This is a genomic window from Modestobacter excelsi, assembly GCF_005930495.1.
GTDB classification, from domain to species: domain Bacteria; phylum Actinomycetota; class Actinomycetes; order Mycobacteriales; family Geodermatophilaceae; genus Modestobacter; species Modestobacter excelsi.
Map to the genome: position 1 here is coordinate 1 of NZ_SJEX01000035.1, position 16096 is coordinate 16096.

Here is a 16096-nt window from a genome sequence, read left to right on the forward strand (position 1 = left end):
GGGTGGGGGACTGTGTCCCCAGCGGTGCGGCGTCCGTCACCTCGACCACGGTACGACGGGGAGGTGACAGTCGGGGCTCTCGTCGTCCCGCCCCGTCGTCGGCCGCGCCCCGGCTGCGAAGATCGTGCGGTGTCCGTCCCCGGTGCAGTCCCCCTGGTCAACGGAGCCGACGTCGAGAAGGCCGCACGCCTGCTGGACGGCGTGGTCCGGCGCACCCCGCTGGAGCACTCGCGGGCCCTCGCCGAACGGGTCGGCGGCCCCGTGTGGCTCAAGTGCGAGAACCTCCAGCGCACCGGCTCGTTCAAGATCCGCGGTGCCTACACCCGGATCGCCCGGCTGACCGCCGAGGAGCGGGCGCGGGGCGTCGTCGCCGCCAGCGCCGGAAACCACGCCCAGGGAGTCGCGCTGGCCGCCCGGGAGCTCGGTGCGGCGGCCACCGTGTTCATGCCGGAGACCGCGCCGCTGCCCAAGGTCGCCGCCACCCGCGGCTACGGCGCGGACGCCCGGCTCGGCGGCGAGACGCTCACCGACGCCATCGTCGACGCGGTGCGGTTCTCCGCGGAGACCGGGTCGGTGTTCATCCACCCCTTCGACCACCCCGACGTCATCGCCGGTCAGGGGACCGTCGGTCTCGAGGTCCTGGAGCAGTGCCCGGACGTGGCCACGGTCGTCGTCTGCACCGGCGGTGGTGGGCTGGTCTCCGGGATCGCCGCCGCGGTGAAGGCCCGCCGTCCCGACGTCCGGGTCGTCGCCGTCCAGGCGGCCGCCGCCGCGGCGTTCCCCGCGTCGCTGGCCGCGGGCCACCCGGTGCCGCTGACCACGATGGCCACGATGGCCGATGGCATCGCCGTCGCCGCTCCCGGCGACCTCACCCTGGCCCACGTGTCGGGCCTGGTCGACGAGGTGCGGACCGTCACCGAGGGCGACCTCAGCCGGGCCCTGCTGTTCTGCCTGGAGCGGGCCAAGCTGGTCGTCGAACCGGCCGGGGTCGCCGGGGTCGCCGCCGTGCTGGCCGACCCCGCCGCCTTCGCCCCGCCCGTGGTCGCGGTCGTCTCCGGCGGCAACATCGACCCGGTGCTGATGATGAAGGTCGTCCAGCACGGCATGGCCGCGGCCGGGCGCTACCTGTCGCTGCGCGTCCAGGTCCCCGACCGGCCCGGCTCGCTGGCCGCCCTGCTGCGTGAGCTGGCCGGGCTGTCGGCCAACGTGCTGTCGGTCGAGCACGAGCGGACGACGGCCCGGCTGGACCTCGGGGAGGTCGAGGTCGGCGTCCACCTGGAGACCCGCGGGCCCGACCACGAGCAGCACGTGCTGGCGGCCCTGTCCGCCGCCGGGTACGCGCCCCGCGTCGACTGACCGCGCGCCGCGGGCGCCGATGACTTCTCCGCACGGCCCCGGTCCAGACCGGTGAGCCCCCGCACCGCAGGGGCCGGGACGGGCGACGTGACGTCGGAGGAACTCTCATGCAACGGACCCGCCGGGTGCGCGGAAGAGCACGCGAGAACTGTCGGACGGCGGGCCTAGCGTGCCCGGCATGACCAACGCCGTCGTCGTCGAGGGGCTCGTGAAGCGCTTCGGGGAGAACACCGCGCTCGGTGGGGTGGACCTCACCGTGTCCGAGGGCACCGTCCTCGGGCTGCTGGGACCCAACGGGGCGGGCAAGACCACCGTCGTCCGGATCCTGAGCACCCTGTTGCGGCCCGACGCCGGGCGGGCCGAGGTGAACGGGCTCGACGTGGTCACCCAGGGCGACCAGGTCCGGGCCACCATCGGGCTCACCGGCCAGTACGCCGCGGTCGACGAGTACCTGACCGGCCGGGAGAACCTGGAGATGGTCGGCCGGCTCTACCGGCTCGGCAGCAAGGAGTCCCGGCTGAGGGCCGGGGAGCTGCTCGAGCGCTTCGAGCTCACCGACGCGGCGAACCGCCCGGCCAAGACCTACTCCGGGGGCATGCGCCGACGGCTCGACATCGCCGCCTCCCTCATCGCCCGGCCCCGGGTGCTGTTCCTCGACGAGCCGACGACCGGCCTGGACCCGCGCAGCCGGCTGGGCATGTGGGAGTTCATCGCCGACCTGGTCAGTGACGGGACGACGATCCTGCTCACCACGCAGTACCTGGAGGAGGCCGACCGGCTCGCCGACCGGATGGTCGTCATCGACAAGGGCAAGGTGATCGCCCGCGGCACCGCCGACGAGCTGAAGGCCCAGGTCGGCGGCGAGCGGCTGGAGCTCACGGTGTCCAGCAGCCGGCAGCTGGGCGCCGCCGCGGAGGCGCTGCGCCCGCTGGCGCAGGCCGAACCGCACCGGGACGAGCAGACCCGGCGGTTGTCCCTGCCGGTGACCGGCGGCACCGAGACCCTGGCCGAGGGGCTGCGCCGGCTGGCCGTCACCGACGTGCAGGTCCTCGACATCGGCCTCCGTCGCCCCGACCTGGACGACGTGTTCCTCACCCTCACCGGGCACGCCGCCGAGGAGTCCGCCGCCGAGGCGGAAGAGCCGGCCGCCCCGACCGCTGTCAGTGCAGGAGCCTCCCGATGACCACCCTGGCCGAGACCGTCAGCGACAGCGTCACCATCACCCGGCGGAACCTGATCAAGGTCAAGCGCGTCCCGGACCTGATCGTCTTCGCCACCCTGTCGCCGATCATGTTCGTGCTGCTGTTCCGCTACGTGTTCGGCAGCGCCATCCCGATCGAGGGCATCTCCTACGCCGAGTTCCTGCTGCCGGGGATCTTCGCCCAGACGGTCGTCTTCGGGAGCACGATCACCGGGGCGAGCCTCGCCGACGACCAGCAGAAGGGGCTCATCGACCGGTTCCGGTCGCTGCCGATGGCCCGCTCAGCCGTCCTGGTCGGCCGCACCGTGGCCGACCTGGGGCTCAACGTCATCACCATCGTCGTGATGGCCCTGACCGGCCTGGTCGTCGGCTGGCGCATCCACTCCTCGGTCGGTGAGGCGCTCGCCGGGTTCCTCATCCTGCTGCTGTTCGCCTTCGCCATCTCCTGGGTCATGGCCCTGGTGGGGCTGCTGGTCCGGACGCCGGAGGTGGTCAACAACGCCAGCTTCATCGTGATCTTCCCGCTGACGTTCATCGCGAACACCTTCGTGCCCACCAACAACTTCCCGACGGTGCTCAAGACGATCGCGGACTGGAACCCGGTGTCGGCGGTGGTGCAGGCGGCTCGCCAGCTGTTCGGCAACACGGCGCCGAGCCTGGAGACGTCGAACGCGTGGCCGATGCAGCACCCGGTGCCCTACGTGCTGGCGTGGGTGATCGTGCTGCTGGTGGTGTTCGTTCCGCTGTCGGTGCGGACCTACCTCCGCACCGCCAGCCGCTGAGGGCCGTCGAAGCACCCCCGCGCCCCCGACCCCCGCTCCGCTCGAGCGGCCCCGGGCGGGGCCGACCCCGGGAACCTGCAGGAAGGCGGGCGAGCCCCGTCTGGTGGGGGCCGGTGACCCAGGGCGAGGATGGTGCCGATGAGCACCGAAGCCCCGGCTGGGTCGCCGGCCCCCGCGTCCCTGTCCGCCTCCCACCCGCTGGCCGCCCCGTCGGCGTTGCCCTACCAGCTGCCGCCCTTCGCCGAGATCACCCCGGAGCTCGTCCGGGAGGCGCTGCTGGCCGGCATGGCCGAGCAGCGCGCCGAGGTCGCCGCCCTGGTGGCCGACCCGGCCGAGCCCACCTTCGACAACACCGTCCTCGCCCTGGAGCGGTCCGGGCAGCTGCTGGCCCGCGCCGAGCGGGTGTTCCACAACATGACCTCGGCCGTCTCCTCCGACCGGATCCGCGAGATCGAGCGGGAGGTCGCCCCGCTCGCCGCCGTGCACGACGACGCCCTGCGGCTCGACCCGGCGCTGTTCGCCCGGGTCGACGCGGTGCACGCCCGTCGGCGCGACGTCGGCCTGGACGAGGAGTCGGTCCGGCTCATCGAGCGCTACCACCTCGACTTCGTGCTCGCCGGCGCCGGCCTGGACGACGCCGGCCGGACCCGGCTCAGCGAGCTCAACCAGCGGCTGGCGGAACTGAGCACCACCTTCGACCAGAACCTGCAGGCCGCGACCGAGGCCGCCGCGGTGGTGGTCGAGGACGTCGCCGCCCTCGACGGCCTGTCCGAGGGCGAGGTCGCCGCCGCAGCCGGGGCGGCTGCGGAGCGTGGCCGGGCGGGAGCCCACCTGCTCACCCTGGTGCTGCCCAGCGGCCAGCCCGCGCTGGCCAAGCTGCGGAGCAGGGAGCTGCGCCGGCGGCTGTACGAGGCGTCGGTGACCCGGGCGTCGAGCGGTGAGCACGACAACGGGCCGATCGCTGCGGAGATGGCCCACCTGCGAGCGGTCCGGGCCCGGCTCCTCGGGTTCGACACCCACGCCGACCTCATCGCCGCCGACCAGACCGCGAAGACCTCGGCCGCGGTGGACGCGCTGCTGGGTGAGCTGGTCGGTCCGGCCCTGGCGAACGCCAGGGCGGAGGCCGAGGTGCTGCGCGAGCTGGCCGGCGCCGACGGCGTCGAGCTGGCCGCCTGGGACTGGGCCTTCTACTCCGAGCGGGTCCGGGCGGAGCGCTACGCGGTGGACAGCGCCGCGCTGCGCCCCTGGTTCGAGCTGGACCGGGTGCTGGTCGATGGCGTCTTCCGGGCGGCCGAGCTGCTCTACGGCTACACCTTCCGCCCGCGCCCCGATCTCGTCGGCTACCACCCCGACACCCGGGTCTGGGAGGTGTTCGGCGCCGACGGCGAGCCGGTCGGGCTGTACCTGGGTGACTACTTCGCCCGCGAGGGCAAGCGCGGCGGCGCCTGGATGAGCTCCTTCGTCACCCAGTCGACGTTGCTGGACACCCGGCCGGTCGTGTTCAACAACCTCAACGTCAACCGCCCGGCAGCCAGTCAGCCGACGCTGCTGACCCTGTCCGAGGTCACCACGCTCTTCCACGAGTTCGGGCACGCCCTGCACGGGCTCTTCTCCGCGGTGACCTACCCGCGGTTCTCCGGCACCAGCGTCTCGCGGGACTTCGTGGAGTACCCGAGCCAGGTCAACGAGATGTGGGCGCTGTGGCCGGAGGTCCTCACCCACTACGCCACGCACGTCGAGACCGGCGAGCCGCTGCCGGTGGAGACGGTGCAGGCCATCGAGGCCGCCTCGCTGTGGGGGGAGGGCTTCGCGACGCTGGAGTACCTGGCCGCGACCCTGCTGGACCAGGCCTGGCACCGGCTGGACGCCGACACCCTGGTCGACGACCCGCAGGCGTTCGAGGCGGCCGCCCTGGCCGCTGCCGGGGTCGCGTTCGACCTGGTCCCGCCCCGGTACCGGACGACGTACTTCCAGCACGTGTTCGCCGGTGGGTACTCGGCCGGCTACTACTCCTACATCTGGTCCGAGGTCCTCGACGCCGACACTGTGGAGTGGTTCAAGGAGAACGGCGGGCTGCGCCGCGACAACGGCGACGTCTTCCGCAGCCGGCTGCTCGCCCGAGGCGGGTCCGTCGACTCGCTCGCCGCGTTCCGCGCCGTCCGCGGCCGCGACGCGGACACCGCCCCGCTGCTCCGCCGCCGCGGGTTGAGTCCCGCCGCCTGACCCCGCCGTCCGGAACGTGGATCAGGTCACCTGATCAAAGGTCCTCCTCCCGCACCAACGCTGCTGCGGGAGGACGGGCGGTGATCAGGTGACCTGATCACCGCCGGCCGGCCCGGCGCGTCACAGCCAGGGGAGCGCGAGCACCAGGTCCAGGTCGTCGGGGGCGGCGCCGTCGCGGACCAGCCGGTTGGGTTGGCGGTGGCCGCACTGCGTGCAGCGGTGCACCACCTGCCAGCCCTTCCCTGACTTCTCCACCAGACCGACCGGCTCCATCAGGGCCCGGCAGTCGCTGGACCGGTCACCCGGCAGCTCGTCGACGTGCAGCGACCACAGGCACCACGGGCAGTGGTTGCGGTAGTGCCCGTCGGTGTTCGCGGGCACCAGCGTCGAGCAGTGCCCGCACACGAAGTCGGTGTTCTCCGCCCGCCGTGAGCGTCCCCGTCCGCCGTCCACGGTCGTGGTCATGCGGTCGGTCAGGACGCGAACGGCTCGACGGCCAGGACCTTCACGGAGATGTCCTTGCCGTTGGGAGCCGTGTAGGTGACCGTCGTGCCCGGTGCGGCACCGACGATCGCCGCGCCCAGCGCCGACTCGGGGGAGTAGACGGTGAGGTCGGTGGTGCCGGCGATCTCGCGGGAGCCGAGGAGGAACTTCTCGGTGTCGTCCTCGTCGCCGTCGAAGGCGATGGTGATGACGGTGCCGAGCGCGGCGTGGGTGGCCGTGGTCGGCGCGGCGCCGACCCGCGCCTTGCGCAGCAGGTCGGTGAGCTGGCGGATCCGGCCCTCCTGCTTGCCCTGCTCCTCGCGAGCCGCGTGGTAGCCGCCGTTCTCCTTGAGGTCGCCCTCCTCGCGGCGGTCGTTGATCTCCTTGGCCATCGCCGGACGGTTCGCGATCAGCTGGTCGAGCTCGGCGCGCAGCCGGTCGTGGGCCTCCTGCGTCAGCCAGACGCCCTGGTCCTGCTGGTCAGTCGGGGTGGACACGGGATCACTCCTGGTGCTCGAGAGCGCGACCCTCCGTCAGGAAGGCCACCGGTGGTCAATCCGGGCAACCTAACACCGCTCGGCCTGCCTGTGCAGCCGTTCGCGGAACGGATCCGGCCGTGACCCGGTGCGGGCCGGGCGCTGACCAGGTCGCCGGGGGAGTGGCGACCGGCACACGCCCGGTGCTCCGGGCCCCGCGCCACGCCGCCCCGTCGAGGGGGACAATGGCCGGGTGATCGATGCTGACCAGTTGCGCCTGCTCGCGGTGCACGCCCACCCCGACGACGAGTCGAGCAAAGGCGCAGCGACCATGGCCAAGTACGTCGCCGAGGGCGTGCGCGTCATGGTGGCCACCTGCACCGGAGGCGAGCGCGGCTCCGTGCTCAACCCCGCCATGGACCGTCCCGAGGTGTGGGAGCGGATGGCCGAGATCCGCAACGCCGAGATGGCGAGGGCTCGGGAGATCCTCGGGATAGAGCAGGAGTTCCTCGGCTTCGTGGACTCCGGCCTCCCCGAGGGCGACCCGCTGCCGCCCCTGCCCGAGGGCTGCTTCGCCCTGGTGCCGGTCGAGGAGGCCGCGGCTCCGCTGGTCGCGTTGATCCGCCGGTTCAAGCCCCAGGTGATGACCACCTACGACGAGCGGGGCGGCTACCCGCACCCCGACCACATCCGGACCCACGAGATCTCGGTGCACGCCTTCGAAGCGGCGGGTGACCCGGAGCGCTACCCGGAGCTCGGCGAACCGTGGCAGGTCAGCAAGCTCTACTACCACATGAGCTTCACCCTGCCGCGGACGAAGGCGCTGCACGAGGCGGTGCTGGCGACCGGTGGCGAGTCCCCGTACACCGAGTGGCTGGCCAACTGGGACCCGGAGAAGGACATCTCCCACCGGGTGACCACCCAGGTGCCCTGCGCCGAGTACTTCCCGGTGCGCGACGCCGCGCTGATCGCGCACGCCACCCAGATCGACCCGACCGGCCGCTGGTTCTCCGTGCCGCTGGACGTGCAGAGCCAGGCCTGGCCGACCGAGGACTACGAGCTGGCCCGCTCGCTGGTCGACTCACACCTGCCCGAGGACGACCTGTTCGCCGGCGTCCGCAGCTCGGCGGAGGTGTCGTGACCGCCGCACTGACCCTGCTCGCGGTCGACCAGCAGCAGCTGCCCGAGGACGTCGGCAAGTCCGGCCCGCTCGGCCTGCTGCTCATCGTCGTCCTGCTGATCGCCGTGCTCTTCCTCGGTCGGTCGATGGGCCGCCACCTCAAGCGCGTCCCGCGCAGCTTCGACCCGGCGGACCAGGTGCCCGACACCCCCGCCGAGCTGATCGACGTCCCCGCCCGCGATCCGGGCGAGGAGCTGCTCGACACCCTGCGGCGTGCGCCGCTGGCCATCGAGCCGCCCCGTCGCCCCGACGACGGCAGCTCCGCGCCCCGGGCATGAGGACGACCCGGGCCGTGGCCCGGGTCGCCTGCTGTGGAACTACCAGCGGTGCGCGACGTCGATCACCAAGCGGGGCGTGTGGTCGGTGTTCGGCGTGCCGTCGAGGGTGAAGACCCGGAACGGCAGCCGGGCGCGCACGCCGAGCCCCAGCGTGGTCTGACCCTCGAAGGACCCGGCCCAGGCGACCTGCCGGAAGGTGGTGAACCCGCCGACGGCCACGACCTCACGCGGGTTGCGCGGCTGGAACGTCGCGCCGTGCTCGCCGTACGCCGGTGCCTTGACGACGACCTGCAGCGCGGCGCCGCCGCGGAGCGGGACGACGGCGCCCGACCCCTCGGCGAGGACGGTGCGGACGTAGCGCACGTCGTACGAGCCGAAGGTGGCGTCCTGGCCGCCGATGTCGATCACCAGGCGGTCGAAGCAGGCGTGCCGGCCGGCGCGGACGCCGTTGAGCGTCTCGGTGTCGGCATGGGTGTCGTGCACCTTCGGCAGCGAGCCCCACGACACGCTGCAGCGGTCGGCGGCGCCGGCCGGGGTGGCCCCGACCAGGACCGCGGCGACCGCGGTCAGGACGGCCAGGACGAGGGCGACGGAGCGGTAGCGGGGGCTGTTCACGGCTTCCTCCAGAGGTGTTGTGAGCCACCCGCAGAGTCCCGCGACACGCCGCCTCTTACCAGATGCGCAGCGGCTGCACAACAGCTGAGTCTCGGCGAGTCGCTTGGCAGATCTCGTCGGGCATGCGGTGTGCCGGAGCGGTTGATGATCGAGGTGTCGCGCTGCGTAGGACACCCGGCCGGTGGCTCCGCCGCCCGGGGACATCGACGAGGATGAGCACCGGCGGCGGCTGGCGACACCGGCACGCTCAGTCGGTGAGGCGCTGCTCCCCGACTGCAGTCCCAGAAGGTGTTCATCGGCTACGCCTCGATGATCCGGTCACTGGCCGAGGAGCAGCCGGCTGGGCGGCTGGCGATCGCGCCGCGGGCGGTCAGCTCCGCCTCCGAGGTGCTCACGCCGTCACACGCGAGCTCGCCACGCGGGCGTGGGTGTGCCGCCGTTCGACGTGTACGCCGCCACCGAGACCGGCGGCATCGCCGCCGAGTGCGCCTCCCACGCCGAAGCTGCACCTGTTCGAGGACCTGGTCCTCGCCGAGCCGGTCGACGACGATCACGCGCCGATGCCGCCGGGGACCGGGGGCGCCCGGCTGCTGGTCACCGTGCTGTCCGAGCGGGCACAGGGCTCACGCCCAACTGGTCCGCCACCGGTGGTCGGGCCCGACCGCCGGTGGGAGGCGGTGCGGTGGCCCGCCGCGCGTCGACGGTGCCGGGAGAAGTCGTGACCACGAGCGGGCCGGGGGTCTGGATCACGTCGATCGCCCAGTACAGGTCACCTGAAGACGGACGGTGGGCGAAGGAGGTGACGCTCGCGCCGAGCGGCCTCCACGCTGTCGGCGGGGTCACGGCCCGCGAGCTGGAGCACGGACCACGCCATCGCCGTGGAACAGCGGCTCGTCCGCGACCGACCGGACTTGCGGAACATACCGCGGGGGGGTACTACTTGTACTGCATACCCCAACGGGGTACACAGAAGAGGAGAGTTGCAGTGACGAGCACCGAGTACGCCGTCCGAGGCATGACCTGTGGGCACTGCGCTGCCGCCGTGACCGAGGAGGTCACGAAGATCCCGGGGGTCACCGACGTGGAGGTGGACGTGGCGTCAGGTCGGGTCACCGTCCAGAGCAGCAGTGCGGTGTCCGACGAGGCCGTGTCCGAGGCGGTCGAGGAGGCCGGCTACGAGGTCGTCACGGCCTGAGTCCGGACTCGGGGTGGGTGCCTCCCTCCATGAGTGGTGCTCCGCCCCGATCCGCCGGCTCATCCGTCCCGCATCACGAGGAGGTCGATCGACATGGCGAGCTACACCCATGCGAAGGACGAGCACCTCAAGCGGCTGCGCCGCATCGAGGGCCAGATCCGCGGGCTGCAGCGCATGGTCGAGGACGACAAGTACTGCATCGACGTCCTGACCCAGGTCTCCGCGGCGACCCGCGCCCTGCAGTCGTTCTCCCTCGGCCTGCTCGACGAGCACCTGGCCGGCTGCGTGGTCGACGCCGCGCAGAAGGGTGGCCCCGAGGCCGACGCGAAGGTCCGCGAGGCCTCCGAGGCGATCGCCCGGCTCGTCCGCTCCTGACGAGGAGGACCTGCGATGCACACCGCCGCCAAGCTCGGCGCCTACACGCTCGGGTTGGTCGCCGTCTTCGGCGCGGCCGCCGGCATCGGCTCGGTGGTCGGTCCGGTCGGCGCGGTCGCCGACGACATGGCCACCCACGACGCCGCTCCGCACGGCGAGACGCATGCGGAGTCGCCGCTGGACACCGGCGCCCAGCAGTCCTCCACCACCCACCTGCCCGGTGGCCTCCAGGTCTCCCAGAACGGCTACACCCTCGACGCCGCCGGCTCCCTTCCGGCGGGTGCGGCCACTCCGGTGTCCTTCCGGATCCTCGGCCCCGACCGGCGGCCGCTGACCGCCTACGACACCGCCCACGACGAGGACCTGCACCTGATCGCGGTGCGCCGGGACCTGACCGGCTACCAGCACGTGCATCCAGAGCTGGCCGCCGACGGCACCTGGTCGATCCCGTTGGACCTGACCGCCGGTGAGTGGCGGTTGTTCGCCGACTTCGATCCCGCTGGCAAGGACGCCGGGCTCGTCCTGGGCTCCGACGTCGCCGTCGCCGGCGACTACGTTCCGCAGCCGCTGCCCGAGCCGTCGACCACGGCCGAGGTCGACGGGTACACCGTCACCCTCGACGGCGAGCTGGTTCCGGGTCAGGAGTCCGAGCTGACTCTGACGGTCGGCCGGGACGGCCGCCCGGTCACCGACCTGCAGCCCTACCTGGCCGCCTACGGGCACCTGGTCGCGCTGCGCGACGGCGACCTGGCCTACCTGCACGTCCACCCCGCCGGGGAGCCCGGCGACGGTGCCACCGCGCCCGGCCCGGACATCACCTTCTACGCCACCGCTCCCTCAGCTGGGGACTACCGGCTGTTCCTGGACTTCCAGCACGGCGACGTCGTCCGCACCGCCGATTTCACCGTTCGCGCCGGTGATCCCGCCGCCGCCCCGACCGGCAGCGGGACCGCTGCCACCGGTGACGCGGGTGGGCATGCGGACGACGGCCACGCCCACGGCTGACGCCCACTCCTGCACCACCGCGAGCGCGCTCCGAGGAAGAAGACGATGAACTCCGCGACACAGAACAAGACCCCCTCGGCCCCGGTCGGCGACAACCACGTCGAGCTGGCGATCGGTGGGATGACCTGCGCCTCCTGCGCCGCGCGCATCGAGAAGAAGCTCAACCGGCTCGACGGCGTCTCGGCCACGGTCAACTACGCCACCGAGAAGGCGAAGGTCAGCTTCACCGGCGACGTCACGCCCGCCGACCTGATCGCGACGGTGGCGAAGACCGGCTACACCGCGCACCTGCCCGAGCCCCCGCGGCCCCGTCCCGAGGCTCACCCCGAGCCTGCCAGGGGTGAGGAGGACGGGGTCCTCCGACTGCGGCGGCGGCTGCTGATCTCGTCGGTCCTCACCGTCCCGGTCGTGGCGATGGCGATGATCCCCGCGCTGCAGTTCACCTACTGGCAGTGGCTGTCACTCACCCTCGCCGCCCCGGTGGTGGTGTGGGGGGCCTGGCCGTTCCACGAGGCGGCCTGGACCAACCTGCGCCACGGCGCGTCCACGATGGACACGCTCATCTCGATGGGCACCCTCGCCGCGCTGGCCTGGTCGCTGTACGCGCTGTTCCTCGGCACCGCCGGCGAGCCGGGCATGACCCACCCGTTCGAGCTCACCGTCGTCCGCACCGACGGGGCCGGGAACATCTACCTCGAGGCCGCCGCCGGGGTGACGACGTTCATCCTGGCCGGGCGCTACTTCGAGGCCCGGTCCAAGCGCCGCGCCGGCGCCGCCCTGCGGGCGCTGCTGGAGCTGGGCGCGAAGGAGGTCTCGGTCCTGCGCGACGGACGCGAACAGCGCATCCCGGTCGACCAGCTCGCCGTCGACGACTCGTTCGTGGTCCGCCCCGGCGAGAAGATCGCCACCGACGGCGTCATCACCGAGGGCTCTTCGGCCGTGGACGCCTCGATGCTCACCGGCGAGTCCATGCCCGTCGAGGTCGGCCTCGGCGACGGTGTCGTCGGCGCCACCGTCAACGCCGGCGGTCGGCTGGTGGTCCGGGCCACCAGCATCGGCGCGGACACCCAGCTGGCGCAGATGGCCCGGCTGGTCGAGGACGCCCAGAACGGCAAGGCCGAAGTGCAGCGCCTCGCCGACCGCGTCTCGGGCATCTTCGTGCCGATCGTCATCGCCCTGGCCGCGGGCACCCTCGGCTTCTGGCTGGGCACCGGGGGCGGGCTGGCGGCCGCCTTCACCGCCGCCGTCGCCGTCCTGATCATCGCCTGCCCCTGCGCGCTGGGGTTGGCCACGCCGACCGCGCTCATGGTCGGCACCGGCCGCGGCGCGCAGCTCGGCATCCTCATCAAGGGCCCCGAGGTGCTGGAGAACACCCGTCGGATCGACACGGTCGTACTCGACAAGACCGGCACCGTCACCACCGGCCGGATGACCCTCCTCGACGTCGTCGCCGCTCCCGGCGAGGACCGCGAGCAGGTGCTGCGGCTGGCCGGTGCGCTGGAGGACGCCTCCGAGCACCCCATCGCCCAGGCCATCGCGACCCACGCCGCCGAGCAGGTCGGCACCCTGCCGCCCGTCGAGGGCTTCACCAACGTCGAGGGCCTCGGCGTGCGGGGCGTCGTCGACGGGCACGCGGTCCTGGTCGGGAGCACCCGGCTGCTGGCCGAGTGGTCCCAGCCCCTCGGGCGGGACCTGGAGCGGGCGAAGGCCGCGGCCGAGGCCGAGGGCAGGACGGCCGTGGCCGTCGGCTGGGACGGCTCCGCGCGCGGCGTCCTCGTGGTCGCCGACGCCGTCAAGGACACCTCCGCCGAGGCCGTCCGCCAGCTGCGGGCCCTGGGCCTGACCCCGGTCCTGCTGACCGGCGACAACGCCACCGTCGCCCGCTCGGTGGCCACCGCTGTCGGCATCGACGAGGTCATCGCCGAGGTGCTGCCCGCGGACAAGGTGGACGTCGTCCGCCGGCTGCAGGAACAGGGCAAGGTCGTGGCGATGGTGGGGGACGGTGTCAACGACGCCGCGGCCCTCGCCCAGGCCGACCTCGGCCTGGCGATGGGCACCGGCACCGACGTCGCGATCGAGGCCAGCGACCTGACGCTGGTGCGCGGTGACCTGCGAGCAGCCGCGGACGCCATCCGGCTGTCCCGGATGACGTTGAGCACCATCAAGGGCAACCTGTTCTGGGCCTTCGCCTACAACGTCGTCGCGCTGCCGCTGGCGGCCGCCGGCCTGCTCAACCCCATGCTCGCCGGTGCGGCGATGGCGTTCTCCTCGGTGTTCGTCGTCTCCAACAGCCTTCGGCTGCGCCGCTTCCGCAGCGCGAACGGCTCGGCAGCGACCACCGATCGCCTCGGCGGCGGAGCTGACGCCGCCGGCAGTGCCGCGAGGGAGACCGCGACGGCCGGCTGACCACCTGCATGGACACCGCTACCCCACGAACGCCGAGGGGCTGATCCGGCCGCGGAGACCGGGGGAGGAGAGGTCATGGCATCGCAGCAGACGACGGCCGTGCTGGAGGTCGCCGGTGTGCACTGGGCGACGCAGAAGGCGACGGTGGAGCGCGTGCTCGGCCGACGCCCCGGCGTGCTCCGCGTCGAGGCCAACCCGGTCGGCCAGACCGCGACGGTGACCTACGACCCCACGCGGACCTCGGTGGCGGACCTCGCCGGGTGGATCCGTGAGTGCGGCTACCACTGCGCCGGTCGGTCGGTTCCTCAGCACGTGTGCGACCCAGCGGTCGAGCCGCAGCCCCGCGGGCCGGTCGGGCACCACGACGGCCACCGGCCGGACGCGGACGCCGACCACGGCGGCCAGGAGGAGGCAGGGCAGGGCGGTCACGCCGGGATGACCCCGCAGGACGCGATGGGCCACGGCGGGCACCACGCCGGCATGTCGATGGACGGCATGGTCCGCGACATGCGCAACCGGTTCCTGGTGGCGGCGCTGCTGTCGATCCCGATCCTGCTGTGGTCGCCGATCGGCCGGGAGGTCCTCGGCTTCACCGCTGCCGCACCGTTCGGCCTGCGCGACGACGTGTTCTCGCTGGTCCTGTCGCTGCCGGTGGTCTTCTACAGCGCCTGGATCTTCATCGACGGCGCCTGGCGGGCGCTGCGCGCGAAGACGCTGGACATGATGGTGCTGGTCGCCGTCGCGGTGGGCGCGGGCTGGTCGTACAGCCTGGTCATCACGTTGAGCGGCGGTGGCGAGGTCTTCTACGAAGCGGCTTCGGTACTGACCGCCTTCGTGCTGCTCGGGCACTGGTTCGAGATGCGCGCCCGCGGTGGGGCGAACGACGCCATCCGCACGCTGCTGGAGCTGGCGCCCCCGCGCGCGGTGGTGCTGCGCGACGGGCAGCCGGTGGAGGTGCCCACGGCCGACGTCGTCGTCGGAGACCTGCTGCTGGTCCGCCCGGGTGCCAAGATCCCCGTCGACGGGACGGTCGAGGACGGCGACTCCGAGGTCGACGAGTCGATGGTCACCGGCGAGAGCTTGCCGGTGCACAAGGCGCCCGGTGCCGCGGTGATCGGCGCCTCGGTGAACACGACCGGCACGCTGCGGGCCCGGGCGACGAAGGTCGGCGCCGACACCGCGCTGGCACAGATCGTGCAGATGGTGCAGGAGGCACAGAACTCGAAGGCACCCGGCCAGCGGCTGGCCGACCGGGCCGCCTTCTGGCTGGTGCTCGTCGCCCTCCTCGGCGGCGGCCTCACCCTGGTCGTGTGGCTCCTGGCCGGGGCCTCCTTCACCACGGCGATGCTCTTCGCCATCACCGTCGTCGTGATCACCTGCCCGGACGCACTGGGCCTCGCGACGCCAACCGCGATCATGGTCGGCACCGGCCTGGGTGCCCGGCGGGGGGTGTTGTTCAAGAACGCCACCGCGCTGGAGACCTCCGCCCGGATCGACACGGTGGTGATGGACAAGACCGGCACGCTGACGAAGGGCGAGCCGGAGGTCACCGACGTCGTGGTCGACGGCATGGACGCCGAGAACGTCCTGGCGCTGGCTGCTGCGGTGGAGCGGGAGTCCGAGCACCCGCTGGCCGCTGCCGTCGCCGGGCACGCCGACAGCCTCGGCGTGCCGGCGCTGACCGCCACCGGGTTCCGCAACGTCCCCGGCCACGGAGCCTCCGCCGAGGTCGCCGGTCACCGGGTGCTCGTCGGCAGCGCCAAGCTCATGGCCGACGAGGGTGTCGACCTGGGGACGCTCGGCGCGCGCCGGGACGAGTTGGCCGGCAGCGGCCGCACCGCCGTGCTGGTGGCCGTCGACGGGCGGGGCGTCGGTGTGATCCCCCTGGCTGATGCCGCGCGGGAGACGTCGGCTGCGGCCGTGGCTGCGCTGCACGAGGCCGGTGTCGAGGTCGTCATGCTCAGCGGCGACAACGAGGCCACCGCCCGGCGGATCGCCGGACAGCTGGGCATCGACACCGTCATCGCCGAGGTCCTGCCCGGTGACAAGGCCGCGAAGATCACCGAACTGCAGCGGTCCGGCAAGCGGGTCGCGATGGTCGGCGACGGGGTCAACGACGCACCGGCGCTGGCGCAGGCGGACCTGGGCATCGCCATCGGTGCGGGAACGGACGTGGCCATCGAGACCGCCGACGTCGTCCTGATGCGGTCGGACCCGCTCGACGTCCCGACTGCGCTGACCATCGGCCGCGGCACCCTGCGCAAGATGCGGCAGAACCTGGGCTGGGCCGTCGGCTACAACGCCATCGCGCTGCCGATCGCGGCCGGCGTGTTCGAGCCGGCGTTCGGCCTCGTGCTGCGGCCGGAGATCGCCGCCCTGTCGATGTCGGGCTCGTCGTTCCTGGTCGCGGTCAACGCGCTGCTGCTCAGGCGGCTGCGGCTGCCCGCCGCCCCGGAGACGCCCGCGGCCGAGACGGCCACGGCACCCGAGCCGGAGCCGGTGTCCCGCTGACGGTTCCACA

The 16096-nt window shown here is 72.9% G+C and carries 14 protein-coding genes; 11 read left to right on the forward strand and 3 right to left on the reverse strand.

What is annotated here, in order from left to right:
* Window positions 1–129: 129 nt before the first annotated feature.
* The 4 genes from ilvA to FHL80_RS12870 all read left to right on the forward strand — a co-directional run bounded on the left by ilvA (window position 130) and on the right by FHL80_RS12870 (window position 5562).
* A complete protein-coding gene (ilvA, locus tag FHL80_RS12855) occupies window positions 130–1356 on the forward strand; it encodes a threonine ammonia-lyase (RefSeq protein WP_138733810.1) in 1227 nt (408 codons plus the stop codon).
* A 178-nt stretch (window positions 1357–1534) separates the two neighbouring features.
* Window positions 1535–2539 (forward strand): ATP-binding cassette domain-containing protein, encoded by a 1005-nt coding sequence (locus FHL80_RS12860; RefSeq protein ID WP_138733811.1) that lies wholly within the window; start codon window positions 1535–1537, stop codon window positions 2537–2539.
* Complete coding sequence (locus FHL80_RS12865; RefSeq protein ID WP_138733812.1) at window positions 2536–3339, forward strand: ABC transporter permease; 804 nt, start codon at window positions 2536–2538, stop codon at window positions 3337–3339. The genes FHL80_RS12860 and FHL80_RS12865 overlap by 4 nt, the downstream gene beginning before the upstream one ends.
* A gap of 138 nt (window positions 3340–3477) precedes the next feature.
* The gene (locus FHL80_RS12870) at window positions 3478–5562 is read left to right on the forward strand and encodes a M3 family metallopeptidase (protein ID WP_138733813.1); all 2085 of its coding nucleotides are present in this window, start codon (window positions 3478–3480) and stop codon (window positions 5560–5562) included.
* A 120-nt stretch (window positions 5563–5682) separates the two neighbouring features.
* Here the strand turns inward: FHL80_RS12870 and FHL80_RS12875 are convergent, their stop codons facing one another.
* Window positions 5683–6027, reverse strand: a complete 345-nt coding sequence (locus FHL80_RS12875; RefSeq protein WP_138733814.1) for an RNHCP domain-containing protein — start codon at window positions 6025–6027, stop codon at window positions 5683–5685.
* Between the two features lie 8 nt (window positions 6028–6035).
* A complete protein-coding gene (greA, locus tag FHL80_RS12880) occupies window positions 6036–6542 on the reverse strand; it encodes a transcription elongation factor GreA (protein ID WP_138733815.1) in 507 nt (168 codons plus the stop codon).
* A gap of 232 nt (window positions 6543–6774) precedes the next feature.
* Between greA and mca the strand changes: the two genes are divergently transcribed.
* The gene (gene mca / locus FHL80_RS12885) at window positions 6775–7662 is read left to right on the forward strand and encodes a mycothiol conjugate amidase Mca (RefSeq protein ID WP_138733816.1); all 888 of its coding nucleotides are present in this window, start codon (window positions 6775–6777) and stop codon (window positions 7660–7662) included.
* Window positions 7659–7979: a hypothetical protein gene (locus FHL80_RS12890; RefSeq protein WP_138733817.1), complete on the forward strand. Its 321-nt coding sequence runs from the start codon at window positions 7659–7661 to the stop codon at window positions 7977–7979. The genes mca and FHL80_RS12890 overlap by 4 nt, the downstream gene beginning before the upstream one ends.
* A 39-nt stretch (window positions 7980–8018) precedes the next feature.
* Here the strand turns inward: FHL80_RS12890 and FHL80_RS12895 are convergent, their stop codons facing one another.
* A complete protein-coding gene (locus FHL80_RS12895) occupies window positions 8019–8594 on the reverse strand; it encodes an AMIN-like domain-containing (lipo)protein (RefSeq protein WP_138733818.1) in 576 nt (191 codons plus the stop codon).
* Window positions 8595–9579: 985 nt separating this feature from the next.
* On the opposite strand from FHL80_RS12895, the gene FHL80_RS12900 reads away from it, so the two are divergent.
* The 5 genes from FHL80_RS12900 (at window position 9580) to FHL80_RS12920 (ending at window position 16086) form a co-directional block, all read left to right on the forward strand.
* Window positions 9580–9789 (forward strand): heavy-metal-associated domain-containing protein, encoded by a 210-nt coding sequence (locus FHL80_RS12900; RefSeq protein ID WP_138733819.1) that lies wholly within the window; start codon window positions 9580–9582, stop codon window positions 9787–9789.
* A gap of 93 nt (window positions 9790–9882) precedes the next feature.
* On the forward strand, window positions 9883–10164 hold the full coding sequence (locus FHL80_RS12905; protein ID WP_138733820.1) for a metal-sensitive transcriptional regulator: 282 nt from the start codon (window positions 9883–9885) through the stop codon (window positions 10162–10164).
* A 15-nt stretch (window positions 10165–10179) separates the two neighbouring features.
* Window positions 10180–11169, forward strand: coding sequence for a DUF8832 domain-containing protein (locus tag FHL80_RS12910; RefSeq protein ID WP_138733821.1), 990 nt, complete (start codon window positions 10180–10182; stop codon window positions 11167–11169).
* Window positions 11170–11214: 45 nt separating this feature from the next.
* Window positions 11215–13575, forward strand: a complete 2361-nt coding sequence (locus FHL80_RS12915) for a heavy metal translocating P-type ATPase (RefSeq protein WP_138733822.1) — start codon at window positions 11215–11217, stop codon at window positions 13573–13575.
* A gap of 75 nt (window positions 13576–13650) precedes the next feature.
* On the forward strand, window positions 13651–16086 hold the full coding sequence (locus tag FHL80_RS12920) for a heavy metal translocating P-type ATPase (RefSeq protein WP_138733823.1): 2436 nt from the start codon (window positions 13651–13653) through the stop codon (window positions 16084–16086).
* Window positions 16087–16096: the final 10 nt, after the last annotated feature.

Excerpts from the sequence above, each read along its gene's own strand:
- FHL80_RS12860 (WP_138733811.1), top strand. The coding sequence starts at position 1,535 with ATGACCAACGCCGTCGTCGTCGAGGGGCTCGTGAAGCGCTTCGGGGAG.
- FHL80_RS12865 (WP_138733812.1), top strand. The coding sequence starts at position 2,536 with ATGACCACCCTGGCCGAGACCGTCAGCGACAGCGTCACCATCACCCGG.
- FHL80_RS12870 (WP_138733813.1), top strand. The coding sequence starts at position 3,478 with ATGAGCACCGAAGCCCCGGCTGGGTCGCCGGCCCCCGCGTCCCTGTCC.
- FHL80_RS12875 (WP_138733814.1), bottom strand. The coding sequence starts at position 6,027 with ATGACCACGACCGTGGACGGCGGACGGGGACGCTCACGGCGGGCGGAG.
- FHL80_RS12905 (WP_138733820.1), top strand. The coding sequence starts at position 9,883 with ATGGCGAGCTACACCCATGCGAAGGACGAGCACCTCAAGCGGCTGCGC.
- FHL80_RS12910 (WP_138733821.1), top strand. The coding sequence starts at position 10,180 with ATGCACACCGCCGCCAAGCTCGGCGCCTACACGCTCGGGTTGGTCGCC.
- FHL80_RS12915 (WP_138733822.1), top strand. The coding sequence starts at position 11,215 with ATGAACTCCGCGACACAGAACAAGACCCCCTCGGCCCCGGTCGGCGAC.
- FHL80_RS12920 (WP_138733823.1), top strand. The coding sequence starts at position 13,651 with ATGGCATCGCAGCAGACGACGGCCGTGCTGGAGGTCGCCGGTGTGCAC.